We start from the raw sequence: 25,161 nt of genomic DNA on the forward strand, positions 1-25,161 counted from the left end.
AGATCAGCCGACGCGCTGGAACAGCGTGGCGATGTAGCCCACGAGCAGGCCGTGGCCTTCGAAGTGGACGTCCACGGCCTGGGCGCCACCGGCCGCGGGAAAAACATCCACAATGCGTCCGGTGGCATGGCGCCAGATTCCGAGTGCTTCGGCGACATCGAGCCTCGCAAACACGACCTGATCTCCGAGAACCATCACTCGCTCCTACGGGCGTCGTCTTCTATGTGGGAGGACCGTCATCCGGCCGGCCTCGGCCTCGAGGGGCGGCGGCAGAGACGGGATCTGGATTTATGGACCGCTAGCAGCGCCCGCGACGCTGCCGTAGTTTCGCTCCGTCCGGCGCCCGCCTTGCCGGCCGCTCTGCAGCGGCGGCGACGTTCATCGCTGCCGGACAGGCGTTGATATCGGCGGGGGGGGACTCAAAGTGGCTCGGCACGGATATCCCATCGAAGCTCAGCGCCCGGACACGATAGTCCTGGCAAGCATTTCGCGGAGAAACGATGTTCTCTACGGCTTGGATGTAGTGTGCCTATTCTGACCCTCCCGGGTCAACGAGAGGGATTTTCAAAGTCCAGGTGCTTCTGGAAAGATCCTCCCCCATCCTCATCAAGCTGGAGCAGGCTTGTGCTTTTAGAGCCCGAGACGATGTCTGGACCAACCGCCGGCCCCAGCGCGCCGGGCCCCGGAGTCAGATGCCGCTGAACCAATTGTAGCCCTGATCCTCCCAATAGCCGCCGGGATCATCATTGGTCGCGAAGACCGATACGATGTGTTTGGGGCTCTTGAAGCCGAGCTTCGTCGGCACGCGCACGCGGAGGGGATAGCCATATTCGAGGGGCAGCGGCACACCGCCGAAATCCAGTGCCAGGACGGTCTGCGGGTGGAGGGCGCTCGGCATGTCGAGGCTGCCGTAATAGCGGTCGGCACATTTGAAGCCGACATACTTCGCGGTGAGGTCGGCACCGACCCGTTCGAGAAAAGACCTCAACGGTACGCCGCTCCACTGGCCGATCTGGCTCCAGCCCTCGATGCAGATATGCCGGGTGATCTGGCTCTCCTGCGGCAGGGCGCGCAGCCTTCGTAGAGTCCAGGGTGTCTTGTCGGCCACGAGGCCGCCGACATCGAGCTTCCACGTCGCCTCGTCGATCTCGGGGATGTTGTCCGGTGGGTAGTAGGCGTTGAAGCGGAACGGCGTGTCGATCATGCTCGCCGGATAGGTCGGCGCGAGGGTGTTCGGATCGAACAGCCAGGCCTGGACCCGGTCGTTGGCCCGCGACATCGCCCAGAGCGCCCGGTCGATCACCGTGCCGTTGGCCCCGGTGGAGAGGTCGCAGCCCGAGAGCAGCGACAGGGCGCCGAGCGACAGGCCGGAGCGTAGGAACAGGCGGCGCTCCAGCTTCACCAGTTCCGGCTGGATCTCGCGGCGGAGCCCGCTCAGGCGTTTCGCCTCGTTCTCATCACGGCTCATGAGCGTGCCTCCACCGGATCGACGGGGATACGGCCGCGGCCGGTGATCATTGCCACGAGGGTCCGCGGCACCAGGATCACCAGTGCGAGATGGAGCAGGATGAAGCCGACGAGGCCGGACATGGCGAGGAAATGGACGCGCCGTGCCGCTTCATAGCCGCCGAAGAGATTGGCCAGCCCCTGCAGTTGGACCGGCTTCCATAAGGCGAGCCCCGAGGCGAGGAGCAGGATGCCGAGGAGGAACGCCACCAGATAGGCGAGCCTTTGCACTGCGTTGTACTGGCCGATCCGGTGGGTCAGGCGCAGCTTCAGGGCGGCCGTGGCATCGCGCCAGAACGCCGCCGGGCTCACCGGCAGGAACGAACGCGCGAAGTGACGGGAGAGTAGGCCGTAGAGCGCGTAGATGAGGCCGTTCAGGGCGAACAGCCACATGGCGGCGAAGTGCCAGGCGAGCGCCCCGCCGAGCCATCCGCCGAGAGCCGCCCATTTCGGGAATACGAAGGGGAAGAGCGGAGAGGCATTATAGATCGCCCACCCGCTGAACAGCATACAGAACACCGCGATCGCGTTGATCCAATGTGTCACGCGCACAAGGAGGGGGTGGATCACCACAACGCGCGAGTGGCCGGCGGCAGACGGTGACATCGCGTGTTCGACCTTTGACATGCATCTCGAACGGCGTTTCGCGTACCCCGCCCACTCCCATTTGCTCCGCCGGTACCCTTCCCCATAGAGAGGGGAGGGCACAACGCCGTCACATCGATGGAACGGTCCCGTTGCGGCCGACGATCAGGATCACGGCGGAGGGCTTTCCATCGGCGCCCTTCTTGGTGAAGGCGACGACCTTCGCCCCGTCGACGACGATGGATTTGTCGCCCGGATCGACCTGGGTCACCGGCACGTCTTCCGGTACGGTCACCTTCTTCTCCCCGCCCTGATACTTGACCAGCAGGCTACGACCCTCGGTGCCGGAGATCGTTCCGATGGCGCCGTTGGTCATGGTTGAGTTGGAGCCGAGATCCCACGGATAATGGCCGTCGGCCGTGCCGCGCAGGGACGAGGCGAAGACGGTGACCTGCAGCGCCTTCTGCGTTCCATCCGGCTGCGGGATCGCCGCAGTGCCGATGTAACTGTCGGGCTTGATGTCGGAGAGCCTGCCGGTGGAAGCCGCCAGCACCTTTATATCCGGCGCCATGCTCACCGTCAGCGACTCCCCGACGCGCGGCTTGATGGTGACGACCGCCCCGTCGACCTTCTCGATGGTCCCGCGATAGCGCGTGATGTCATCGGCCCGCGCGGCGGTGGCCGTCATGGCGAGCGTCAAAGTGAGCGTCGTCAGAAAGGACTTGAGCATGGCGTGCCCTCAGGCGTGGGAGTTCGGCGTCGTTGTACCCGAGGCAGGCGGCAGGAATCACACCTCGGTGCCGGGGCTGCACCGATGCCCCGGACGATCAAAGTCGCGCTGAGGCGCGGGTCACATCGGCGGGACGGTGCCGTTCTCGCCGACGATCAACCGGTCGGCCACGACCGCGCCGGTTGCATCCGCCTTGGTGATCGCCACCACGCGGGCGCCGACCTTGATGACGGACTTGTCCGACGGGTTCAGGGCGACGATCGGCACGTCCTCGGGAACAGTGATGGTCTTCTCGCCGCCCTTATAGGTCACGGTGATCGTGCGGCCGGCAGTGCCCGTGAGCGCGCCCACTGCGCCGTTCGTCATCGTGTTTTCCTTCTCGAGATCCCACGGATAATGACCGTCGCCGGTCCCGCGCATGCTCGGAGCGAAGACCGCGACTTCGAGGGCCTTGAGGGTCCCGTCGGCCTGAGGCGTCGCGGCGGTGCCGACATAGCTGTCGGGCTTGATGTCGCCGATCTCGGCCTTGCTGGCTGCCGCTACCTTCATCGCATCGGCGAACTTGACCGATACGGACTGTCCGATCCGGGGCTTGATCGTCACATGGTCGCCCTCGACGGCCTCGATCGTGCCCCGTACGCGAACCACCGCGGGATCGGCGAGGACGGAGTAAGTCGTTGCCGGCAGGCCCGAGAGGAGGCCGAGGCACAGCGTGCCGACCGTGATGATCCGTCGTGTCATGAAATGCCTCGCGGTGGAGCCGTCCCGGTTCTCTGAACCGGGCCGAACGCTTCCCCCATTGCGGCGGAAAGCGCTTCGACAACGCGCAGGGTGGCATCGGGTTCGTATGCGCACAAATCAATTGCGCGCTATCAGGGGGCGACCGATGCTGTCAGTGCGCCATCAGCATCGGCATGGTGGCATGGGCGAGGACATGGCTGGTTGCCCCCCCGAAGATCATCTGGCGCAGGCGGCTCTGCGTGTAGGCGCCCTTGATCAGAAGATCGCAGCCGAAATCCCGAGCCTCATTGAGAAAGATCTCTCCGGGTGTGCGCCGACCCTCGGAGAAGGCCTTGTGGTCTGCGAAAATTCCCTCGCAGGCGAGCGCCTTGGCCAGATCCTCCGCGCTCGGACCCGGTACCATGCCGCCCTCCGCGCTGATGATGCGGATGCGGGACGCTTTCCGCAGGAATGGCATGGCGAAGGCCACCGCCCGGGCGGTCTCGCTCGACCCGTTCCAGGCGATGAGGATCGCGTCGCCGACACTCGTCGGAGGCGTGGGCGGCGCCAGCAGGATCGGCCGGCCGCTCTCGAACAACGCCGTTTCGAACGTCGTCATGCGCGGCGCGCCGTCACCCGTGCCCGGGCGCCCGACCACGGTGGCGGTGAACAGACGGGCGTGATGGCCGAGGAATGCATCGCCCGCCGGTACGTCCGGCCGCCAGCGGTAGCGTGTTCCGGCGCTGGCCACGAATTCCGGGGTGCACGGACCCTCGGTAGCGACGGGAATACCGGCGTCGACGAGGAAATCGACGAAGCGCTTCCCAGCGGCCTCGGCCTCGGCCTTGTCGGCTTCTTCGTCGCGCAGCCATGTCATGCCGCCGACCATGTCCACTGGCACGTATTCGGCGAGCGCCGGCCGCAGGGAAATTCCCTCGATCAAGCTGCCGAATCGACGTCCGACCAGAAGCGTCGTGGCGAATACCGAGGGCAGGGCGTCATGGATCGCCACCGGAACGAGCAGGGTCTTCATCGCCGGGAGCCTCCATCCACATCAACGTCGTCGGGGCGGCAGGCTAGAGCGGTTTCGCGTTCGGGAAAACTCCGCCTCCCCGTGAACCCACGCTTTTTCTGCGGCGTAGGGGAAGATGGCGCGCCGTGGGGGGCTCATCGTAGGTGCCGGATGTATCGATAAAGCTTGGCTATAAGACGGTGTGCATCTTGGGTCTATGATGATGAATGTCAGTAGAATGCCCGCATGCGGAACGACATTTGTTTGGAACCCAACGGTTGACGTATCGTTGTCCGCCAAACGTGGCGTTGTTGGTCATGCCGATCTGCATAACTGCGATCCGGACCGCCGCCCAGACGTTTTCAGATCCTATCCAGAGGTTCTCATCATGAACAAGTACGTTGCGTTCTCCGCTATTGCCGTCGCCATGGCGACCCCCGCCGCCGCACAGACCATGTCCGGTGATTTCCGTCTGCAGGCGATGCAGGCCAATGCGTTCGAGGTTCAGTCCAGCCAGATCGCGCTGTCGAAGAGCCGCAACCCTCAGGTGATCCGTTTCGCCCGTGACGCCGTGCGCGACCACCGCGCCGCCAACGTGGCCCTGGCCGGCGGCGAGCGCACCTTTGCCGGTAACGGCGGCCCCGGTGGTCTGATCGGCGCCCCGCTGGCGATTGCCGGCGGTGCAGTCGGCGCGGCCACGGGCGCTGCCACCGGCGTCGTCGCCGGTACGCTGAGCGGCGGCCCGGTCGGTGCCGTCGAGGGAATCGGTAGCGGCGCGAGCCGTGGCGCTGCCGCTGGTAGCCAGGCTTTCAACGGCGACGTCGACACCACCGCCGGTACCACCATGGTCCCGGTCAGCCCCGAGCAGCAGGCCATGCTCGCGGAACTCGCCGCTGCCCCGGCCGGTCCGCGCTTCGACCGCCTCTACGGCCAGGTCCAGGTAAAGTCGCACGAGATGTCGATCGGCATGTACCAGTCCTATGCACAGACAGGCACGAACCCTGCGCTTCGCGCCCATGCCGAGCAGGCGCTTCCGGTGCTGCAGCAGCATTACCAGATGGCGCAGCGTCTTCCCGGCGCTCGCTGAAGTCTCGGGACCCGTCGCCGTCCTTCGGGGCGGCGGCGCTATCCTTTGCAACGAGAAACGCCGGGCTGGCGAGGCCCGGCGTTTCTTCGTGAATCGACTTGGCTGATCGACTTGGCTGAAACGACCGCCCCCGTATCCATTCAGATACGGGGGCGAATCTGTTCAGACTTCGCTGCTATGCATCAGGGAGGCGGGCGTCATCGGCTTCCCCCCACCATCGACGGCGGGCTCGAAATCTCCCGTCTCGGGATTGCGCAGGCGAAGCTCGCCATGAGCGATGCCGAAATGTGCGCCATGAAGCGCCAAGCGGCCGTCGGCGACCCGCTCGCGGACGAAGGGGAACGTCAGCAGATTCTCGAGGCTCTGAGCCACGGTCGCGTATTCGAGGCGGGTCAGGTGATCCGGCCCCTTCTGAACCTTGAGCTTCTCCTCGGCTCCCTTCACCAGGGATACCCATTTGCCGATGAAGTCGCTCGTGGATAGCGGGCCCGGCGGGTTGGCGTAGGCCTTGATGCCGCCGCAGGTGGCGTGGCCCAGCACGACGATGTGCTTCACTTCCAGAGCCTGTACGGCGAATTCGATGGCCGCCGATGTGCCATGATACTCGCCGCCCTCCTCGAAGGGGGGAACGAGGTTCGCCACGTTGCGGATGATGAAGAGTTCGCCCGGTCCGGTATCGAAGATGACCTCCGGCGAAACGCGGCTGTCACAGCAGCCGATCAGCAGGACTTCCGGGTTCTGGCCTTTGGCCAGTGCCGCGTAGCGTTTGGCCTCGTCCGACAAGCGTCCATCGAGGAACGACCGGTATCCTGTGGTCAGCTTTTCTGGAAACATGCGTTTGCCTTCCTTGAGCGTTGTTGTTGAGGGCAGCCGTAGCGGCCCGGTTATCGACACGTAGCTTTGACGGCCACGGCCCGTGCCATACTTGGTTCCGACGCTTGGCCTAGCCCAGCTTCCGGTGGCTGGCCCGGTGCGGGTTCACACCTTATGCCAAGCCAGCATGACAGGTGGATCGGGCCGCTCACCGTTCGCGATGCGTCTGGCGATGCGAGCGAGGCCCGCCGGCTCGATCCGTTCGCCGGTGGCGTCCAACTCGTCGAGCGTCCACCAGCGCGTACCGAGGACCGTGCTGTCCTCGGTTTCGGCGAGGCGTGTGGTATCCACTTCGTCATTCGGCAAACGCACCACGAAATAGCGTTCGCGGGCATCGCGCAGCAGCGGGAACAGCAAGAACGGCCCATTGCAGGCGGCAACCTGTGGGCCGATCTCGGCATCGAAAACCCCGATTTCCTCGCCCAGTTCCCGGAGGCAGGCTTCCGCGTGGCTTTCGCCGGGTTCCAAACCCCCACCCGGCATGAACCAGAAGGTTCTATCCTCCGGCTTCGAGGGATCGATCGGCCGTTGCGCCTCGTACGCGATCAGGAGCAGCCGGTCCTGCGGGTCGAAGACCAGGGCACGTGCTGCGTCGCGAAGGGGAGCGGCGAGAATCTCCTCCCTGCGAAACCCATGAATGAGAGTCTCTTCGTTTGAAGAGCGTCCGGGTACTTCGGTCGTCGGAAGGTGAATCATGATCAAGGTTTAACAGGGAATCGGACCATGACCAGCGGGAGCCCAGATCACCACGGGCAGACCGTGCCGGTCGCGTCCCGGCGGATCGGGCAGGGGGATGGCGCGTCCGAGAAAGATGTCGCGGGCCACCACCAAAGCGGCGAGGGCGTCGAGGTGGTCGTCGGCCCCTATGCCCCGTGGTCGCGCCGCATCCACCAGCGAGGCGGGAAGGCCGGCGTTTCGCAAAAGCGCGCGGCGTTCCGCCAGCCCCACCTGCCGCTCGGGTCCCTTCTTGGCGGATGTGAGGGGCCGGTCACCGTTGAGGCGGCGAAACGCCACCTCCGGGTGAACCTCGTGGATCACGCGGCGGGCTTCAAGTCGCGAGAGAAGGAGGTCATCGACCTCGCGGATGTAGCGGGTGATGTTCCAGCATTGAATGGAGGGCGCGAAGGGCGGTGTGCTGGCGGCGCGGGACAGGGCCTTGGCCTCCTCGTAGCTGCCGGCATGAACCGCCGCACGCGGCGGCACCGGGAAGACGCTCGATCTCCCGCCCGCGAGATAGGCCCTGGCCGCGCTGTCGGCCACGCGACCCCTACCTTCAATATGGTCGGGCAAGCCGATCGGCACGTCGATCCCGATGCAGACCGGCGCCTCCGGACCGTCGAGGAGGTCGGCGACGCGGGTGAACCGCATCGCGCGGTAGCGGCCGGGATCATCCAGATCGAGGAGGACGCCCGCCCAGGCGCCTCGGCAGCCATCGAGCCCGGCGATCCAGCGCGTCACGCGAACCGTGGCGGCTCTGGCGGGTTGACGCTGCTCAAGGACGGCGCCCCACGAGGGCCGTCGCGTCCGGCCAGGAAACGCCGCCGCCGGCGGTGCGCATCACAGGATCGTCTCATGGATATCGCCGTCGACAAGGTCACCGAGATCATTCTCCGGGTCAGGGCGCTGGACGTGAAGGAAGGACCGACCGATCCCGATTCGGGGTCCAACCCGATCGATGACGGCGCCACCGACGTCCTCACGTCGAGCGCCGACGATGCCACGGAATCGGAGATCCGCTCCATGATCAACGGCCTCAACGACGACGAGCGGGCCAACCTCCTGGCTCTTCTCTATGTCGGGCGTGGCGACATGGAAGCCGAAGAATGGGGGGAGGCGGTCCGCTTCGCCCGCGAACGCGAAGCCGTTGGCGAAGGCGCCCTGCGCGAGATCATGGGCTCGCCCGATGCCGGTGACCTCCTCGACGAAGGCCTCGCTGCCCTCGGCATCAGCCAGGACATCCCCGACGCGTAGGGCGTCCCCGGCCGCCGCACTCTGCCACGGCTCAGCCGGGTAGTGTGCGGCGCGCAGTCGGTGCGGGCCTTCGTGGCGCCCGCGCAACGTCCCCCGGCTTTCGCCACGATACCCTGAAATCCACAGCGTTAACCTTTTCTTAACCCGCCGATTGCCGTTCCCCCGTGGCCGTGAGACTTTCGTTAACAACAGATTAACGGGACGAGCGGCGGCCATGCGGATCGCGATTTCGAAGTTCCACGATGCGGTCGTCTCCCTTAGGCGGGCGATTGGGCGTTTGAGCCTGGTTTCGGGTGTCGCGTTCGCGTCCCTCGCCGCCGTGCCGGACGTCGCTTCCGCTCAGACGCTGGCCTCTCTCCCCAATGTGCCAAGCGCCATCTCGACCGCCGGCGCAGCCCGCCCCATCAGCGCCTGGGTCACGTTCTGCGAGACTTATCCCGCTGAATGCGCGGTCAATGCCGCCGAGCCGGCCACGATCACGCTGACCCCAGGGATCTGGAACACCATCGTCTCGGTGAACCGCCGCGTGAACAAGTCCATCCGCGCCGTCACCGACATGGAGCAACTCGGCGTCGCCGACCGCTGGGACCTCGCGGAATCCGGCGCTGGCGATTGCGAGGATTTTCAGCTTCTGAAGCGCAAGTTTCTCGCCGAGGCCGGCCTGCCGCGCCGGGCCATGCGGATGACCGTGGTCATCGACGAGAAGGGGGAGGGACATGCCGTCCTGACCTTGATCACCGACCGCGGCGATCTCGTCCTCGACAACAAGACCAACAATGTCCTTCCCTGGCGCCAGACCGGCTACACCTTCATCAAGCGCGAAAGCCAGAGCTCCATGGCCTGGGTTTCCCTCGGCCGCGCCGCGTCGCCGGTGACGACGGCCAACAGATAGAGAGCATGGTCCCGGATGCGGCGGCATCCCGTCGAGGGATCGCTTCAAAGGCGATGAATTAGCGACTTGTTAAGCTTGGATGGGCGAGGGTGACCGGGTTCGGGAAACTCTCCTCATGACAAAGCTGAGCCGCGTGTCCGCAGTCATCCTGCTGGCTGCCCTGGTCCCGTTGTCCTGCATATCCCAGGCGTTGGCCGAGAATCCTCATGTCTCAACTCAGGATTCCGAAGTCGCCACCCTGCATTCGTCCTGGCGCGGATGCCTTCAACGCCATTTCGGCCTGCAAACCGTCCTGACGAGCCGGACGTTCGCCGCTGAATCCGCCGTGAAATCCTGCCGCGGCAGTGAAGCGGCGTATCTCGCCGCCCTGTCCACCTCTCCCCTGCTGGGCGACGAGGATGTGTCGCGGGTCCGCCCGGCCCTGATCCAGCGCGCCAAGGGCTGGCTTCTCCAGAAGGCCAGCGTGACTCGTCCCCTCTGAGCCCGAGCCGCGCGATCGACGCCTCTCCGCGTGACCGCTGGGTCCACTGCGGATTGATACAAGGTTCCGTCAGGCCGCTTTCGGTCCGGTTCTTCCTTCCATCCGCATGCTCGTGACGAGGGCGGCCAGCGCCTCGGCTGACATGGACCGGCCATAAAGATAGCCTTGCCCCTCGCGGCAGCCCATCATGCGCAGCATCATATCCTGCTCGATCGTCTCGATTCCCTCGGCGATGACGTCGAGGCCAAAGCTCTGAGCCATGCCGAGTACCGCCCGCACGATCTCGGCGTCATGGCGGTCGGTGAGGATGTCGCGGATGAAGCCACGGTCGATCTTCAGCCGTGTCAGCGGGAAGCGCTTGAGCGAGCTCAGCGAGGCATACCCGGTGCCGAAATCGTCGAACGCGATGGAGACCCCGTGACGGTGCAAGTCGCGCAACGGGTTCAGCAGGGTGTCGTCGGCCTGTAGGGCGATCCGTTCCGTCACCTCGATCTCGAGGAGGCTCGGTGGCACGGCGTGACGCTCGAGCGCAGCGATCACCTCGCCCGCCAGCCGGCCTTTCCTCAATTGAGCGCCGAACAGGTTCACGGCGATCCGTAGGGGTGGGAGGCCGAGAGAGCGCCAGATGGCGGATTGCCGGCACACATCGTCGACGATCCAGTGGCCGACGGAGGCCGCGAGGGGATGGGCTTCGAGGGCGTCGATGAAGGTGGCAGGTAACAGCAGGCCGCGGCTGGGATGCGCCCACCGCAGCAGGGCTTCCGCACCGATGATCCGACCGGAATCCAGATCGACCTGCGGCTGGTAGTGCAGCACCAGTTCGGAATGCTCCACTGCCCGGGTCAGTTCGTCGTGCAGCGCCCGGCGGGCGACGACCGCGCTACGCATGGATTGTTCGAACAGACGGAAGCAGCGCCGCCCGTCCCGCTTGGCCTGATAGAGCGCCAGATCCGCATCGGCGATCAACTCGTCGCGGGCGGCGCCGGGACCGCCAATCGCCGCTCCGATGCTGAGGCCTACATGGAAGACGTGTCCCGCCACAGGGAACGGGGTCTGGAAGATCTCGAGGATTCTCGCGGAGAGGGTTTCCGCTTTCAGCGGGTTGCCCTGTCCCGGCAGGAGAAGAGCGAATTCGTCCCCGCCGAAACGCGCCACCGTGATTTCGGGCGTGACGCAGGACGACAGCCGTATCGCGACAGCCTGGAGTAACGCGTCTCCGACGGCGTGCCCAAGACTGTCGTTGACTTCCTTGAAGCCGTCGAGATCGAGCAGCATCACCGTGGCGTAGCGGTCCGTCGAGAGGCTTCCATCCAGGCGCTCGTCGAATAGAGCACGGTTGGTGAGGCCGGTCAGCTTGTCGTGATGGGCCAGCTGGAGCAGTTTGGCGTCGCGGGCGCGCCACTCGCTGATGTCGCGGATGAGCGCTCCCATCCCGATCCCGCCGGGCTCCTGCCAGAGCGACATCGAGAATTCGATGGGGAACGTGCTGCCATCGCGATGAAGGGCCATCAACTCGATGGTGCGGCCGGCGAGATGTGACGCGTTCCCGGCGGCGATCCGTCGAAATCCCGCCGCGTGAGCGGCCCGGAGCGGTTCGGGAATGATGATTTCGATGGGCCGCCCGAGCATCTCGCCCGCACCATGCCCGAACAGGATCTCAGCCGCGGGATTGCAGAAGGCGATCGTACCCGCGCCATCGACGACCAACAGGGCATATTCGGCAGCCTTGGCGAACCCGAACACCGTGGCGTTGGCCGATTGCGTCCGATGGTTTTCCAGTCTGTCCATCACGAGGCCGGCGAAGTCCGCGAGCCTGTCCTGGTCTGCTTCGTCGAACTCTGCATGCGGCTCGGTATCGAGCACGCAGAGTGAGCCGATCCGGTGGCCGTCGCCTGTAATCAGAGGGGCGCCCGCGTGGAAGCGGACATCCGGCAGATCGCGAAAGAGGCCGCCATCCCGGTGGCCCGGCGTGCCGTCACCCTCGTTGACGACCACGACATCGGAACGCGCGATGATCCGTTCGCAGGGAAGGCCATGTCGCGGCATCCGCTGCAGGTCGACGCCGATCCGGGCTACGAGCCACGAGAACTCCTCGTCGATGAGAGAAACCCAAGCGATCGGCATCCTGAGGCTCGACGCGGTCAATCTGACGATGCGGTCGAGGCCGGCATCGGAGCCAGCACCGATCATGCCGCAGGAACGCAGGGCGGCGAGCCTCGCGGCTTCCTGTGTCGGGCAGTGTCGGTCATCGATTGCGGCGGGTGCCGATGGTCTCGGGAACATGGCGTCGGCACCGATCATGAGCGGTTTCCACCAGCGTACGCTATCAAATGCTAACGGACCTTCCAACGCATCGGGTGGTATCGACGTCGGCGGCCTCGTCAAAGAGCAGTTTCGGGAGATCGGGTGAGGATGACGGGAAGTTTTGGCGCACGGGTCTTTTCGCCTGGCCCACATGACCCCCCAGGTCGAAACGGACCACGCGATATGAACTTAAATGCCGAACCCGACGACGGTTCCGCCGGAGCTTGGCTTTGTGTTCGACCCACCGCTAATGCGCTGCCACCATTGCTCTAGCGCTTTTCGCCCGTGGTGGGGCGGGGCTAAAAATAACTGAGATTATATTAAAATCTGTTAACCTTCGAGGAATTTGGCGTCACCACAATCCGCCGGGGCGACTTGAATGATAACTATTGTTCATCCAGTTTTCGTTCAGCGGAGGTCAATCATGGCGCATTCGATCTACGTCCGAAGAATTGGCAGTGACGGCGAAAGCTCCTGGAAGACGCTGGCCCATGCCATTCAGACCCGGAGCGAAGCGGTTTTGCTCGCTCGAAGATTGGCATCCTCGTATCCGGAATCCGGGGCGAATCCGTTCAAGCGAGTATTTTGGTTTCGAGACCGGACCGGGCTGCACGAAATCCGAGCGGCCCCCGAGCATCAGGTCTCGGGCGGTCCCGCCGCAGTGTGAGAGCTTGAAACCGGAGAGGGCGAGCGGTATCGCCGGCCGTGCATCACGCCACGGCTACAGGGAAATCGACGCCCCATGACCGACATCCGTCCGCGTCGCAGCGTCCTTGCCATGCCCGGTTCCAATCCGCGGGTTCTGGAAAAGGCGCGCGGCCTGCCCACCGACGTGGTGATGATCGACCTCGAAGACGGCGTCGCACCCGAGATGAAGGCGGAGGGACGGGACGCCGTCGCCGCCACCGTGGCCTCCCGGCCCTATGGCCGGCGCGAGGTCGCGGTGCGGATCAACAGCCTCGACACCCAATGGGGCGAGGCCGACCTCGCCCGCATCGCGCCGGCGGGACCGGACGCGATCGTGATTCCGAAAGTCTCCGGCCCCGATGCCCTCGTGTCGATCGGCTCTCGCCTGCGCCGGCTCGGAGCGCCGGACCATACCCGCGTCTGGGCCATGATCGAGACGCCTCTGGCCATCCTGCACATTAACGAGATCGCCAGCGCCGCCCGCGACGTGGATACGCGCCTGTCATGCCTGCTCGTCGGGCCGAACGACCTCGCCAAGACCAGTCGAGTCCGGCTCGGAGTGCCGGGCCGTCCGGCCCTGATGCCCTGGCTGATGAACGTGGTCATGGCGGCACGGGCCTACGAAATCGACGTGATCGACGGCATCTACAATGCATTCCGAGACGAGAGCGGATTCCGCACCGAATGCGAGCAGGGTCGCGATAGCGGGTTCGACGGCAAGATGCTGATCCATCCCGGCCAGATCGCCACCGCCAACGAACTGTTCGGCCCCTCGGAGGATGAGATCGAGGAGGCGCGCGCGATCATCGCTGTCTTCGCTGAGCCGGAGAACCGGACGCGCGGGGCCATCGCGTTCCGTGGCCGGATGATCGAGCGGCTCCATGCGGTAGAGGCGTCCCGCATCGTCGCGCTCGCCGACGTCATCGCGGCACGGGCGGCGTGAGCGGCGAGTCCGCCGCCCCGACAGTCGGTCTGCGCATCCGCGACAACCGCCTACGGGAATGGGGTTTTCCGCGCTGGGGGTCGTCAGTGGCGGCGGGGCTCGACCTGCATGCCTGTCTCGACGAGCCCCTGCTCCTTACCCCTCAGGCTCCCCCCGTCCTAATCGCTGCGGGGTTCAGCGTACTGATCCGCGACCCGAACTGGTGCGGCCTGATCTTTCCGCGCTCCGGGCTCGGTCATCGCGAGGGGCTGGTGCTGGGCAACGGGACCGGCGTCATCGACGCGGATTACGAGGGGCCTCTGATGGTCTCGGCCTGGAACCGCAACGCCGACCCGAGGGCGACCATCGTCATCCATCCCGGTGACAGGATCGCGCAACTGGTCTTCACCCGCGTGACACGGCCGGACTTCACTATCGTCGACGCGCTCGATCCAGACGAATCCGAACCCCCATCCGGGCGCGGAGAAAGTGGATTCGGATCGACCGGCCGGCGCTAGAGCTGCGCCCGACCACGTTGGGTCGGGGCACATCTCCAGGCCTTTGTTCTGCCGCGCTCTTTTTCGCCGAACCGGCACCCACTTCGGCGGAGAGCGCTCAAGAAGCGACACGGGAGGCGGGCCGCGAAGTCAGAGAACTGAGGCGCGATCCTCAGCCGCAATTTCCGTCTATGAGCCTTGTATCCGTGCTTCCGGCGATGGAACGTGCGTCCGTCGCGGACTCGCCCGCGTGCGTTCCGTCTTCCGGATCGTCCGGCAGCCGCCGCTGCTTTCGAAGGTCGGGAGAGACCGTGTTCTGATGCCTGCCATGCCCGCATCCGTAGAGACGGCTTCGGCCCTTATCGCCATCGTCTGCGCCTCTGCGCCGGTCCATCTCGTCCTGAACCTGCGAAGTCTCGATTGCGCCATCCGGCTGGTCACCGGGGCGAAGGCCGCCGCGAGCGACGAACTGTTCCAACCGGCCGATCTCGTCATCGTGATGCACGATCCCGACAGCGGAATCGATGGTCCGGCGGTGATCCGGGACTTGCGCACCTACGGGGGGCACGCCCGCACGGCAATCCTGTTTCTCGGGTCTTCCCCGGCCCTGCGGCGTCCGGCTGTCGAGGCCGGCGCCACCGACGTAATGACTGGTCCCATCGATCCACTCGACCTTCAGATCCGGGTCTGCAACCTGCTCGAACTCGCGCTGGCTCGCCAGGTCCTCGACCGGCAATCGGATGCGATGAGCCGCGACGTCGACCGTGCCGGCGCCGAGGCTGCCTCACGGGAACGCGAGATCATCCGCCGCCTGATGCTGGCGGCCGAGTTCCGCGACGATCAGGCGGGGGACCACCTCACGCGGGTCGCCGGCTGCGCTATCGCCATCGCCGAGGGCCTCGGATTGTCGGAGGGAGACGCCAACGATATCGCCCTGGCCTCGACCATGCACGACATCGGCAAGATCAGCATCCCCGACAGCATCCTGATGAAGCCGGGACCGCTGAGCCACAGCGAGCGCGAGGAGATGAAGCACCACGCGATCCGCGGCTATCGCATGCTGTACGACAGCCCCTCGCATCTGCTGCAACTCGCCTCCGACATCGCCTTGACCCATCACGAGCGCTGGGATGGCGGCGGTTATCCGCAGGGGCTCAGCACGACGCAGATCCCCCTGGCAGGCCGCATCGTCGCCGTCGCCGACGTGTTCGATGCGCTGATTTCGGAGCGGGTCTACAAGAAGGCCTGGACTCCCGAGGCGGCGCGCCGGCACCTCGAAGAGCATGCCGGAACCCATTTCGATCCGGATTGCGTCGCCGCCTTCGTGTCCCGCTGGGAGGACATTCTCGGGTTGGTGGAGAGCAACCCGCCCGAACCGGCCAGCGTCTGAGCCGGGTGGAGGATCAGGCGTCGGCGACGCCGGCCTCGTCTTGTGCCTGAAGCACGTCGGGCCGGGGCATCGAGATGATGTTGTAGCCGGAATCGACGAAATGGACCTCGCCGGTGACGCCTCCGGAAAGGTCCGAGAGCAGATACACCGCAGATCCGCCCACTTCCTCGAGGGTCACCGTGCGCCGCAGGGGAGCGTGGGCGCGCTGGTGATTGAACATCAGGCGCGCATCGGCGATGCCGGCGCCGGCCAGAGTCCGCATCGGGCCCGCCGAGAGGGCATTGACGCGGATTCCCTCCGGGCCGAGATCGCCCGCGAGATAGCGCACGGACGCTTCCAGTGCGGCCTTGGCGACCCCCATGACGTTGTAGTTCGGCATAATCCGGGTCGAACCGCCATAGGTCAGCGTCAGCATCGCGCCACCCTTGCGCATCCGCTTGGCCGCGCGCTGCGCGATCTCCGTGAAGGAGAAACAGGAGATGACCATGGTTCGCGAGAAATTCTCGCGGCTGGTCACGTCGACATAGCGGCCCTTGAGCTGGCCCTTGTCGGAAAAGCCGATGGCGTGGACCACGAAATCGATCCCGTCGGTGAAGCGTTCGTCCAGGGTAGCGAATAGCGCGTCCACACTGGCGATGTCCTCCACGTCACAGGGGACCACGATATCGGAGCCGAGGGAGGCCGCCAGCGGCTTCACGCGGCGGCCGAGAGCTTCCCCCTGATAGGTGAACGCGAGTTGGGCCCCGTGCTCATGCAGGGACTTGGCGATGCCCCAGGCGATGGAATGATCGTTGGCGACCCCTAGAATCAGGCCGCGCTTGCCTGCCATCAAACCCGTCATCCGTATCCTCGCATCCCTCGCGCCGAAATGTCAGACAGTTCCGGCCATTGCGAGGACGCTTAGCGCGGGCATCGATGAACTGTCCAATCCCACCGCGAACCGGGACTCGGGTTCCGGCCTCGTACGGATCGACTATCGCGTTGGGCTTGTGAGGAGGGAGAGCGATCAGAAATAGCCGCGCGTCTCGTCGAGTGCGGTGTCGAAGAGCGCCTGCTTAGCCCGAATGCAGGCCGTGGCCGCGACACCGAGGCCAGTCAGCGCACTCAAGGAAATCAGGATCATCACCATCACAGACTTTCGGCTCCATCCCGGAAACGCGAAGTCGAATTCGCGGTTCCGAGAAAATGGCCGATATATGGACAGTATGACCCAAGTAGAGCTTGATAAGCTTAGCCGTTCAAGCGTCGATATGCTTCAGAACCAGAGTGGAATTGGTTCCACCGAAGCCGAAGGAATTCGACACGACGTGACCGAGCTGAACGTTGTCGCGGCGCTGCCTGAGGATCGGCATGTCGGCGAAAGCCGGATCGAGTTCGTCGATATGGGCGCTCTCGCAGATGAAGCCGTTCTGCATCATCAGGAGAGAATAGATCGCCTCATGGACGCCTGTGGCTCCCAGCGAATGACCGGTCAGCGACTTGGTGCCCGAGATCGGTGGGCAATCGTCACCGCGCCCGAAGACCTCGCGGATCGCCTCGATCTCCTTGAGATCGCCCACCGGCGTCGCGGTGGCATGGGGGTTGATGTAGTCGATCTTCGCGCCCCTGAGCCCTTCCATCGCCTGCCTCATGCAGCGCACGGCGCCTTCGCCGGAGGGGGCCACCATATCGTGGCCGTCGGAGGTCGCCCCGTAGCCCGCGAGCTCGCCGTAGATGCGAGCGCCGCGTGCCTTGGCATGCTCCAGTTCTTCCAGAACGAGGACGCCGGCACCGCCCGCGATCACGAAACCGTCGCGGTTGACATCATAGGCACGGGAGGCGCGGGCAGGGGTGTCGTTGTAGCGCGAAGACATGGCGCCCATGGCGTCGAACAGGACGGAAAGCGTCCAGTCCAGATCCTCGCAGCCGCCGGCGAAAATAATGTCCTGACGCCCGCCCTGAATCACCTCGGCGGCGTTGCCGATGCAGTGGTTGGACGTCGCGCAGGCGGACGAAATCGAATAGTTCACGCCCTTGATCTTGAAGAAAGTCGCGAGCGTCGCCGAGGCCGTCGAGCACATCGCCTTGGGGACGGCGAAGGGGCCGACGCGCTTGGGGCCCTTTTCCCGGGCGAGGTTGGCGGATTCGACGATCGCCTTCGTCGAGGGCCCGCCGGAGCCCATGATGATTCCGGTGCGGTCGTTGGAAATGTCACCGGCCTCCAAGCCGGCGTCACTGATCGCCTGATCCATGGCGATGTGGTTCCAGGCCGTGCCGCCGCCATGGAAGCGCATGGCGCGCCGGTCGACGATCCCCTCAGGATCGATGCTCGGTCGTCCCTCGACCTGGCTGCGGAAGCCGAGTTCGGCATAGGAGGCCGAGTGGCCGATGCCCGACCTGGCCTCGCGCAGGGAGGCAAGGACTTCCTGGGTGTTGTTGCCGATGGACGAGACGATGCCCATCCCGGTGATCACGACACGCCGCATGGAAACGCTCTTCTCTTTCGCCGAAGCGCCGTCGCACCGACGCGTGTCAGGTAGGATGATGTCGGGGCATTCTCAACCACCGCGATGGCGGCCGGCCCCGAGATGCACCGGCAGCGGGGTTAGCTTTGTGCCTGGAACAGGGCAACCCTCAGATCCTTGGCGTCGTAGATCCGGGCGCCGTCCGCCTCCAGCCAGCCATCGGCGATGCCGAGAACGAGCTTGCCTTGGCGCACGCGCTTGATGTCGATGCCGTAGACGACCTTGCTCACGGTGGGCAGCACCTGGTCGCTGAACTTCACTTCTCCGACGCCGAGCGCCCGGCCGCGCCCTGGGGCGCCGAGCCATCCGAGATGGAAGCCCACGAGTTGCCAGAGAGCATCGAGGCCAAGACAGCCGGGCATGACCGGGTCGTTCTTGAAGTGACAACCGAAGAACCAGAGGTCCGGCCGCACGTCGAATTCCGCCAGGACATGACCCTTGCCGAAGGCGCCGCCCTCGGTCCCGATCGAGGTGATGCGGTCGAACATCAGCATTGGCGGCAAGGGAAGCTGCGCGTTTCCGGCACCGAACAGCTCGCCCCGACCGCAGGCCAGCAACTCCTCGTGGGAGTAGTGGGAGGCGCGGGGGGCGGTCTGTGCTGAACCGGCGGCGGCGGACGATTCGGGATCGGAAGACATGATCGGTGTGTCGGTCCTTGGTGGAGGGCGCGATCGAAACGCCGGACATCGCCCTCGAAACATCGGACGCGCATGGCCATCGAGGGCCACGACACGATCCGAGCTCGCGAGCGGCGCTTCGTTAACACAGCGGCTTTGCGCCTCAAAACACCTCGTTTTCGGCGTGTTCAATGGAATGACTTTAAACAAGCCTCATGTTCACACCGCGTGGCCACCCATCAACCAGCTCGGGTTGCGACGAGGGGGGAGGTTCGTATAGAGTTCCCGCTGTATTGTGTTATTTACGTGAGATGTCAGTACCGCCGATGTCCAACTCGCTGCCGCTGCAAGCCATGCTGAACGCTCGTGGCGCTCCCCTCGATGCCGCTTCGGCTGCCGGTCGTCGGGGATGTCCCCTGTCCGACCTGCGCGACCGTCTGCGCCGCTCCGGTCTCCGTCCGACCCGCCAGCGGCTTTCGCTCGGCTGGCTCCTGTTCGGGCGCGGCGACCGCCATCTCACGGCGGAAATGCTCTATGACGAGGCCATGCGCGCCAAGGTGCCGGTCTCGCTGGCAACGGTCTACAATACGCTGCACCAGTTCACCGAGGCTGGCCTGCTGCGCCAGTTGGCTCTCGATGGGTCGAAGGCCTATTTCGACACCAACCCGAGCGAGCACCACCACTTCTTCCTGGAAGACGAGGGACAGGTGCTGGACATGCCCGATTGCGGCATCACCGTCGATTCGCTCCCAGATGCGCCCGAAGGCATGGAGATCGCCGGGGTCGAGGTTATCGTCCGCCTGCGCCGCCGGCACGGTGCGCGTCAGTCCTGAACCTCTACGACCTCCTGCCCGCCATCATGAAAAAGGCCCGGCTCAGCCGGGCCTTTTTCATATCCGCCGAACTGCGCGTTCCCGCTCAGTCAATCTTCTCGTTGGGGTAGACCCCCCAGAGGCGGTCCTGGCGGATATAGCCGTCCACGTCGCCGCTCTTCTGGGGCAGTGCGACGATGACCCGGCACCAGCTTCCGGTGCAGCTCTTGACGCTGCCAATGACGCCGGGCTGGAGCTTCGCCTCCACGCTCGCCCCCTCTTCCGCCCGCGCATGGAGCGGGATCGCAGAATCTCCTCCCTTGGCTGCCATGACGATGGAGGTACGCCGGCCGGATAGGAGGGAGTGCAGCACCCAGCCCTCGGTCCCCTCGGAATCCCGGATACGGCGCCAGGTCTCGAACTCGGCGACGATCTCGATGGGCAGGCCTGCACGCTGGAACACCCATAGTGTGCGGTGATCCTTCGAAGGTCCCTCGCGCAGGTTGACGCGATCCGTCTTGAGGCTCGCGTAGCGGGGTAGGGGCAGGCCCGTCGCGGGGCCGCGATTCGCATCGCCCGCGCCTGCAGGGGCTGCGATCGCCCTCGAAGGCAGCGCCGCCCATGAGGAGGCCAGCGTCAGGCAGGTGAAGAACAGGAATCCAGGCAGGCGCATCATCGGTCTTCCCAAAGGTTCGCGATCGTCATTTTCCCGGACGGCCATGTCTCCATGATCGTCATGGCCACGATCGGCATCGTGAATCCTCGTCTAGCGATCCCCGCGCGATGCTTCGGGCGCGGGGGTACGTTGTGTTCCGTGCCCTCTCTGGTAGAGAAGCCTCGGGAACCGGCAGCCAAGGCGTCGGAGCTATGGGACCTGTCTGGCCGATGCGTGGTTAATGCGAGGTCAAGCCTCGGCATGAACTCCGGCTCACGGCAGAGACCGGCCTAGCAGAAACGTTCGCGGAGGGTGCATGTCGTCGTTGAAGCGCAAGCCACTCGTTGTGGTCACGCGTCGCCTGCCTGAGGTGGTCGAGGCACGCATGCGCGAATTGTTCGATATTCGCCTCAGCCCCGATGACAAGCCGATGAGCAGCGAGGCGCTGGCCGCCGCTTTGCGCGAAGCCGATGTCCTCGTTCCCACCGTCACGGACAAGATCGATTCCGGTCTCCTCGCCCAGGCCGGCCCGAACCTTCGCCTGATCGCGAATTTCGGCAATGGCGTCGACCATATCGACGTGGCGGTTGCACTGGAGCGCGGCATCACCGTCACCAATACCCCCGGCGTCCTCACCGAGGACACGGCCGACATGACGATGGCGCTGATCCTCGCCGTGGCGCGCCGCGTGGCCGAAGGCGCCCGGATCATTCCGGACGACAATTGGGACGAAGGCTGGTCCCCGACCTGGATGCTCGGCCGCCGCATCACCGGCAAGCGCCTCGGTATCGTCGGCATGGGGCGGATCGGTCAGGCCTTGGCTCGCCGCGCGAAGGCGTTCGGCCTGCAGATCCATTATCACAACCGGCGCAAGGCACCGGCGCAGATCGAGCGAGAGCTCGACGCGACCTATTGGGAATCCCTCGACCAGATGCTGGCGCGGGTGGACATCGTCTCGGTCAATTGCCCCCACACGCCCGCGACCTACCACCTCCTCTCGGCCCGCCGTCTGAAGCTGCTGAAGCCGGAGGCGATCGTGGTGAACACGGCCCGCGGCGAGGTGATCGACGAGACGGCCCTCGCACGCCTGATCGAAGCGGGCGAGATATCCGCCGCCGGCCTCGACGTGTTCGAGCAGGAGCCGGCCGTGAGCCCGCGCCTCGTCAAGCTGGCGCGTTCCGGCAAGGTCGTGCTCCTGCCTCACATGGGCTCGGCGACGCATGAGAGCCGGACCGATATGGGCGAGAAGGTCATCATCAACATCAAGACCTTCATGGATGGACATCGTCCGCCGGACCGGATTCTGCCCAGCATGCTCTGACGTCGCCGCCTCCGGCCCGGAGCCGGGTTTGCACGAGGCTTGCTAGTTTATCGATCTATGTGCATCGGCAGACCCAAGCCGTAGGAACGGTGCCATGTCCGATACGTTGACCGGCGCCGATAGATATCGTCGGGCGAGCGTCGCGCAGCGGTTAGAGTAGGAGCACCATGGCCGCGGAGACACAGTCGACCGAGGCAAACATCGACGAGGCCGTGCCGTGCGACGATTTCCGTCGCTTCGCGGATTTCGTGCCTCTGATGATGTGGCGCTCCGATACCGAGGGCGGGGCGATCCATCACAACGAATGCTGGCTCGACTTCACCGGCCGGTCCCGCGACGACGAGCTCGGTCATGGCTGGCGGCGTGGCTTGCATCCGGACGATTTCGACCGGCACGCGGCGCTGGTCGAAGAGGCCTTCGCATCGCGCGCGCCGTACTCCATCGAGTTTCGCCTGCGCCGCCATGACGGTGCCTATCGGTGGCTGCTGAATAACGCCCGCCCCCTCACCGAGAACGGGACGTTCCAGGGCTACCTCGCCTCGTGCTTCGACATCACCGACCGCAAGCGCGCCGAGGAGCATGCCGAACACGCGCTCGTCGAGAAGGAGGCCCTTCTCGCGGAAGTGTATCACCGCGTCAGAAACAACCTCCAGGTGATGGTGAGCCTGATCGGCCTTTACGGCCGCGCCGCGCCGGCACCTTGCCGCGGCAGCTTCGAGGCGCTCGGCCAGCGCGTCCGTGCGATCGCCCTCGTCCAGCAGCATCTGCATGAGGCGCCACATATCGCCTCCATCGACCTGCGCGATTACCTTCACCGGCTCGCCTCCGGCCTCGGCCAGTTGCGGCGGGCCGGGCGGATCAGCGTGACGGTGGGGGGGCGCGGCACCAGCCTCGTCGAGCCGAGGACAGCCAACGCATTGGGCATGATCGTCGCCGAGGTCGTCGCCGAATGCCTCGACGCCACGTCCGATTCCGTGTCCTGCACGATCTCGATCACCATCGATGCCACGGCTGGCGCTCCGGTTCGACTCACCATCGTTTCCGGCGGCGATCAGCCGGCGGCCAGCGTGGCGGATGTGCCCAATCTTGGCCCCCGGCTGGTGGCGGCCTATGCCGCACAGGCCGAGATCGCGGTGCGAGGCACCGGAACGCATTCGGATCCGATGGAGCTTCAACTGCCCGAAGCTCTGGTCCATCCCTCGGAATAACGGACTTTCGCGCCAGCGAGGGTCGCTTGGGTGGCCCCCGCTTCCTATATGGCTGCAACGGGCCGCGCCTTCACAGCGCGCCGTGTCGGCATTCGTAAGAGTTCAGCCCGCCATTATGCTTCCGCCCATCGAAACGATCATCGACAATTTCGAAATCCTCGACGACGGGCCGGACCAGCTCGAGTATCTGATGGAACTCGGCCGTGCCTTGCCGCCCTTCCCTGATGAACTGCTCACCGAGCAGAATCGCGTCCATGGCTGCGAAAGCCAGGTTTGGGTCGATTCTAACATCGATCATTCGCAGCAGCCTCCGCGTCTGCATTTGAGAGGAACCAGTGACTCGTTCATCACCAAGGGATTGATCGCCCTGGTGATGGCCTTGCACGATGGAAAGACGCCGAAAGAGATCGCCCAAGTCGACGTTTTCCAGGTCTTCAAGCAGATCGGCCTTGGTGCCCACCTGACGTCGAAGCGCTCCAACGGAGTTCGGGCCATGGCCGAGCGTATTCACCGGGATGCCGCGCAACTGGCCGCCTGAGCCCTTCAGGCGCGGTCACGCCATAGGCGCAGGCGTGACTGGCTAGGCCCTACTGCTTCCCGCTCCAGCCCGTAATGCTCCGCCAGCCGCGCCAGGGCGATACGGATGACGACCTTGGCCGAACGCGCCGGCCAACGGCGCTCGGCTTCAATCATCTCCAGGCCTTTCACGAAGCCGCAGAGATCGATCAATAATCCGGACAGGTCGCTGCCTACCGCACTGAGTGCCGCGCGGACTCGCTGCCGGGCCGCCAGCATGGCGTCCGACCCAGCCGAGGGATCGCGCGGGCCCCCACCATCCACCTTGACCCCGCTCCAATCCGAACCCATCCGGGGCATCAATGCCCCCATGGTCATGTCGCGTCGCAGCCGCTCGCCCGCCTCGAAACAGGCGGCGTCGATCAGGGGCGTCCCGTCCCGATCCCGCCGCCGGGCCATCCAGGCAAGTGGACTTTCCGATGTGTCGCGAACCGGTCGGCTCGGTTCCCCGCGGCCTTCGAGATCGAGATGCTGTGCGAGATAGGGGGTGTCCCGGCCGGCCCGTTCCCGCCGTAGCCTGGCCCGGCCCGCGGCGCTGATGGTCAGCCTGGCACGACGCCCGTCCGCCTGTTCGGCGAGATCGCAGGACAGGAGGGTCTGACCGGCCTGCGCGAGGTAGCGCCCGCGACTTACCGAGATCCCGTCGCCACCGTTGCGGACGATGATGTCTCCCTCGGTCAAAGGGTCCGCCAACGCGTAGGCCCCCTCCGCGTCGAGGGCCGTGAGAAGGCGGGCCGCGTCGCGGCCGAGTTCCGTCGGAACACTGACCGACACTAGTCGCCGGCTGGTGCTGCGAGTTTGGCCGATCCGGGATATGTTCATGATATGTTCCCTAGCACGTGACAGCGGGTGCCGCGTTGGCTCAGGGAAGAATAAAGGAAAAATGTCCTAGCGCAAGCGGCTTTTGTTCAGCGTCGCTCACGGGCGCGAACGATCCCCGCTCCTGCGGAACGGGAAAAGGCCGGGCTGCGAGATTTCGCGAATGCCCGGCCGGTCGATTTACGCTGCTTCGTCGTAGGTCCCGTTGCGGGTCTGGCCGAGCCCGATCGCCTTGGCGAGGTCCGAACGAGCCTTGGCGTAGTTCGGGGCGACCATCGGGTAGTCCGACGGCAAGCCCCACTTCGCACGGTACTGTTCCGGGCTCATATCGTACTTCGCGCGAAGGTGGCGCTTGAGCGATTTGAATACGCGGCCGTCCTCGAGGCAGATGATGTGGTCGGCAGTCACCGACTTCTTGACGGGAACGGCAGGCTGCTGCGGGGCGGCTGCGACTTTGGCCTCGGTTTCACCGCTCGCGACCTGGGTCAGCGAGGCGTGGATCTTTGTAATGAGCTGTGCGAGCTCACCGACAGGCACAGGATTGTTGCTCACATAGGCCGAGACGATGTCGACCGTCAGTTCAACGAAGTCGGCCGAATTCTCAATGTCGCTCATTGTCTAAACGGTTCCCTTAAGCACGATGCCGGTAACAGTCTGTTAAGTATGCGGGCGAGGAGCCAAGAGGCGTTTTGGCAAACCACGGCATTGACTTTCGGCATCGTGGCGTCACGCAGCGGTGTTCCATGATGATGGGCGATGGTAATCGCCATGTCAGTCATTTTATGATAATCAAGTTGGCCCTGCAAGACATAAGTCAAACCTCTGGATATGCCGAATCAAGATTTTTGAACAATAGTTCAATTCAGCGTGATCATGCATTGGCGCAAGTTTGACGTCACTTATGCACGCATGATCAGACGCATTCTGATTCCGCGCATTCCCGATCGGTTGACCGGTCTGGCACAGTTCGGCCGAAGACGGCAGGAAAAGAC

The 25,161-nt window shown here is 65.0% G+C and carries 29 protein-coding genes; 12 read left to right on the forward strand and 17 right to left on the reverse strand.

Features of this window, described 5'->3' with window-relative positions; genetic code table 11:
* Positions 1-3 precede the first annotated feature (3 nt).
* From IPV08_RS00345 to IPV08_RS00370, 6 genes are all read right to left on the reverse strand, one after another.
* Positions 4-195, reverse strand: a complete 192-nt coding sequence (locus IPV08_RS00345; protein ID WP_056423545.1) for a hypothetical protein — start codon at positions 193-195, stop codon at positions 4-6.
* Between the two features lie 493 nt (positions 196-688).
* The gene (locus tag IPV08_RS00350) at positions 689-1,468 is read right to left on the reverse strand and encodes a molybdopterin-dependent oxidoreductase (RefSeq protein WP_207409950.1); all 780 of its coding nucleotides are present in this window, start codon (positions 1,466-1,468) and stop codon (positions 689-691) included.
* A complete protein-coding gene (locus IPV08_RS00355) occupies positions 1,465-2,112 on the reverse strand; it encodes a cytochrome b/b6 domain-containing protein (RefSeq protein WP_246747699.1) in 648 nt (215 codons plus the stop codon). The genes IPV08_RS00350 and IPV08_RS00355 overlap by 4 nt, the downstream gene beginning before the upstream one ends.
* Before the next feature lie 109 nt (positions 2,113-2,221).
* Positions 2,222-2,821, reverse strand: a complete 600-nt coding sequence (locus tag IPV08_RS00360) for a hypothetical protein (RefSeq protein ID WP_207409954.1) — start codon at positions 2,819-2,821, stop codon at positions 2,222-2,224.
* 120 nt (positions 2,822-2,941) lie between these two features.
* Positions 2,942-3,562, reverse strand: a complete 621-nt coding sequence (locus IPV08_RS00365) for a hypothetical protein (protein WP_207409956.1) — start codon at positions 3,560-3,562, stop codon at positions 2,942-2,944.
* Between the two features lie 151 nt (positions 3,563-3,713).
* Positions 3,714-4,574 (reverse strand): universal stress protein, encoded by an 861-nt coding sequence (locus IPV08_RS00370; protein ID WP_207409958.1) that lies wholly within the window; start codon positions 4,572-4,574, stop codon positions 3,714-3,716.
* Positions 4,575-4,938: 364 nt separating this feature from the next.
* Here IPV08_RS00370 and IPV08_RS00375 point away from each other — a divergent pair, with 364 nt between their 5' ends.
* Positions 4,939-5,640 (forward strand): DUF4142 domain-containing protein, encoded by a 702-nt coding sequence (locus IPV08_RS00375; RefSeq protein WP_207410380.1) that lies wholly within the window; start codon positions 4,939-4,941, stop codon positions 5,638-5,640.
* Positions 5,641-5,802: 162 nt separating this feature from the next.
* On the opposite strand, the gene IPV08_RS00380 is transcribed toward IPV08_RS00375, so the two are convergent.
* From IPV08_RS00380 to IPV08_RS00390, 3 genes are all read right to left on the reverse strand, one after another.
* Complete coding sequence (locus tag IPV08_RS00380) at positions 5,803-6,474, reverse strand: carbonic anhydrase (RefSeq protein ID WP_056423555.1); 672 nt, start codon at positions 6,472-6,474, stop codon at positions 5,803-5,805.
* A 144-nt stretch (positions 6,475-6,618) separates the two neighbouring features.
* Entirely contained in the window at positions 6,619-7,209 is a 591-nt protein-coding gene (locus IPV08_RS00385; RefSeq protein WP_082469881.1) for an NUDIX domain-containing protein, read from the reverse strand.
* A gap of 9 nt (positions 7,210-7,218) precedes the next feature.
* Positions 7,219-7,971, reverse strand: coding sequence for a DUF429 domain-containing protein (locus IPV08_RS00390; protein WP_207409960.1), 753 nt, complete (start codon positions 7,969-7,971; stop codon positions 7,219-7,221).
* 114 nt (positions 7,972-8,085) lie between these two features.
* On the opposite strand from IPV08_RS00390, the gene IPV08_RS00395 reads away from it, so the two are divergent.
* The 3 genes from IPV08_RS00395 (at position 8,086) to IPV08_RS00405 (ending at position 9,857) form a co-directional block, all read left to right on the forward strand.
* Complete coding sequence (locus IPV08_RS00395; protein ID WP_056423558.1) at positions 8,086-8,484, forward strand: DUF3775 domain-containing protein; 399 nt, start codon at positions 8,086-8,088, stop codon at positions 8,482-8,484.
* Between the two features lie 214 nt (positions 8,485-8,698).
* A complete protein-coding gene (locus IPV08_RS00400) occupies positions 8,699-9,376 on the forward strand; it encodes a transglutaminase-like cysteine peptidase (protein WP_207409961.1) in 678 nt (225 codons plus the stop codon).
* A 115-nt stretch (positions 9,377-9,491) separates the two neighbouring features.
* The gene (locus tag IPV08_RS00405; protein ID WP_207409963.1) at positions 9,492-9,857 is read left to right on the forward strand and encodes a hypothetical protein; all 366 of its coding nucleotides are present in this window, start codon (positions 9,492-9,494) and stop codon (positions 9,855-9,857) included.
* 69 nt (positions 9,858-9,926) lie between these two features.
* Here IPV08_RS00405 and IPV08_RS00410 read toward each other — a convergent pair whose 3' ends face one another.
* Entirely contained in the window at positions 9,927-12,158 is a 2,232-nt protein-coding gene (locus IPV08_RS00410) for an EAL domain-containing protein (RefSeq protein WP_207409965.1), read from the reverse strand.
* 427 nt (positions 12,159-12,585) lie between these two features.
* On the opposite strand from IPV08_RS00410, the gene IPV08_RS00415 reads away from it, so the two are divergent.
* The 4 genes from IPV08_RS00415 (at position 12,586) to IPV08_RS00430 (ending at position 15,657) form a co-directional block, all read left to right on the forward strand.
* The gene (locus IPV08_RS00415) at positions 12,586-12,828 is read left to right on the forward strand and encodes a hypothetical protein (protein WP_207409967.1); all 243 of its coding nucleotides are present in this window, start codon (positions 12,586-12,588) and stop codon (positions 12,826-12,828) included.
* A 75-nt stretch (positions 12,829-12,903) separates the two neighbouring features.
* Positions 12,904-13,791: a CoA ester lyase gene (locus tag IPV08_RS00420; RefSeq protein WP_207409969.1), complete on the forward strand. Its 888-nt coding sequence runs from the start codon at positions 12,904-12,906 to the stop codon at positions 13,789-13,791.
* The gene (dut, locus tag IPV08_RS00425; protein WP_207409971.1) at positions 13,788-14,288 is read left to right on the forward strand and encodes a dUTP diphosphatase; all 501 of its coding nucleotides are present in this window, start codon (positions 13,788-13,790) and stop codon (positions 14,286-14,288) included. Before IPV08_RS00420 ends, dut begins: the two co-directional genes overlap by 4 nt.
* A gap of 307 nt (positions 14,289-14,595) precedes the next feature.
* Positions 14,596-15,657: an HD domain-containing phosphohydrolase gene (locus tag IPV08_RS00430; RefSeq protein ID WP_207409973.1), complete on the forward strand. Its 1,062-nt coding sequence runs from the start codon at positions 14,596-14,598 to the stop codon at positions 15,655-15,657.
* A gap of 13 nt (positions 15,658-15,670) precedes the next feature.
* Here the strand turns inward: IPV08_RS00430 and fabI are convergent, their stop codons facing one another.
* The 4 genes from fabI to fabA all read right to left on the reverse strand — a co-directional run bounded on the left by fabI (position 15,671) and on the right by fabA (position 18,799).
* Positions 15,671-16,498, reverse strand: a complete 828-nt coding sequence (gene fabI / locus IPV08_RS00435; RefSeq protein ID WP_056423568.1) for an enoyl-ACP reductase FabI — start codon at positions 16,496-16,498, stop codon at positions 15,671-15,673.
* Between the two features lie 165 nt (positions 16,499-16,663).
* Entirely contained in the window at positions 16,664-16,786 is a 123-nt protein-coding gene (locus IPV08_RS24860) for a hypothetical protein (RefSeq protein ID WP_281435301.1), read from the reverse strand.
* Between the two features lie 109 nt (positions 16,787-16,895).
* Positions 16,896-18,122, reverse strand: a complete 1,227-nt coding sequence (gene fabB / locus IPV08_RS00440; RefSeq protein ID WP_207409981.1) for a beta-ketoacyl-ACP synthase I — start codon at positions 18,120-18,122, stop codon at positions 16,896-16,898.
* A gap of 119 nt (positions 18,123-18,241) precedes the next feature.
* A complete protein-coding gene (gene fabA, locus IPV08_RS00445; protein ID WP_056423573.1) occupies positions 18,242-18,799 on the reverse strand; it encodes a 3-hydroxyacyl-[acyl-carrier-protein] dehydratase FabA in 558 nt (185 codons plus the stop codon).
* 305 nt (positions 18,800-19,104) lie between these two features.
* On the opposite strand from fabA, the gene irr reads away from it, so the two are divergent.
* Positions 19,105-19,611 (forward strand): Fur family transcriptional regulator Irr, encoded by a 507-nt coding sequence (gene irr / locus IPV08_RS00450; RefSeq protein ID WP_056423575.1) that lies wholly within the window; start codon positions 19,105-19,107, stop codon positions 19,609-19,611.
* An 85-nt stretch (positions 19,612-19,696) separates the two neighbouring features.
* Here the strand turns inward: irr and IPV08_RS00455 are convergent, their stop codons facing one another.
* Positions 19,697-20,266, reverse strand: coding sequence for an SH3 domain-containing protein (locus IPV08_RS00455; protein ID WP_156467660.1), 570 nt, complete (start codon positions 20,264-20,266; stop codon positions 19,697-19,699).
* A gap of 295 nt (positions 20,267-20,561) precedes the next feature.
* On the opposite strand from IPV08_RS00455, the gene IPV08_RS00460 reads away from it, so the two are divergent.
* From IPV08_RS00460 to IPV08_RS00470, 3 genes are all read left to right on the forward strand, one after another.
* Positions 20,562-21,566 carry a D-glycerate dehydrogenase gene (locus tag IPV08_RS00460; protein ID WP_056423577.1) on the forward strand — a complete coding sequence of 335 codons (1,005 nt, stop codon included), beginning with the start codon at positions 20,562-20,564 and terminating at the stop codon, positions 21,564-21,566.
* A 167-nt stretch (positions 21,567-21,733) separates the two neighbouring features.
* The gene (locus IPV08_RS00465; protein WP_056423579.1) at positions 21,734-22,774 is read left to right on the forward strand and encodes a PAS domain S-box protein; all 1,041 of its coding nucleotides are present in this window, start codon (positions 21,734-21,736) and stop codon (positions 22,772-22,774) included.
* 115 nt (positions 22,775-22,889) lie between these two features.
* Positions 22,890-23,312 (forward strand): SufE family protein, encoded by a 423-nt coding sequence (locus IPV08_RS00470; RefSeq protein ID WP_207409983.1) that lies wholly within the window; start codon positions 22,890-22,892, stop codon positions 23,310-23,312.
* Positions 23,313-23,317: 5 nt separating this feature from the next.
* On the opposite strand, the gene IPV08_RS00475 is transcribed toward IPV08_RS00470, so the two are convergent.
* Together IPV08_RS00475 and IPV08_RS00480 are read right to left on the reverse strand one after the other, a co-directional pair.
* The gene (locus IPV08_RS00475; RefSeq protein WP_210348135.1) at positions 23,318-24,172 is read right to left on the reverse strand and encodes a DUF6456 domain-containing protein; all 855 of its coding nucleotides are present in this window, start codon (positions 24,170-24,172) and stop codon (positions 23,318-23,320) included.
* A 177-nt stretch (positions 24,173-24,349) separates the two neighbouring features.
* Positions 24,350-24,784, reverse strand: a complete 435-nt coding sequence (locus IPV08_RS00480; protein ID WP_056423588.1) for a MucR family transcriptional regulator — start codon at positions 24,782-24,784, stop codon at positions 24,350-24,352.
* Positions 24,785-25,161 lie beyond the last annotated feature (377 nt).

This window comes from Methylobacterium sp. SD274, from assembly GCF_017355285.1.
In the GTDB taxonomy this organism is placed as follows: Bacteria; Pseudomonadota; Alphaproteobacteria; order Rhizobiales; family Beijerinckiaceae; genus Methylobacterium.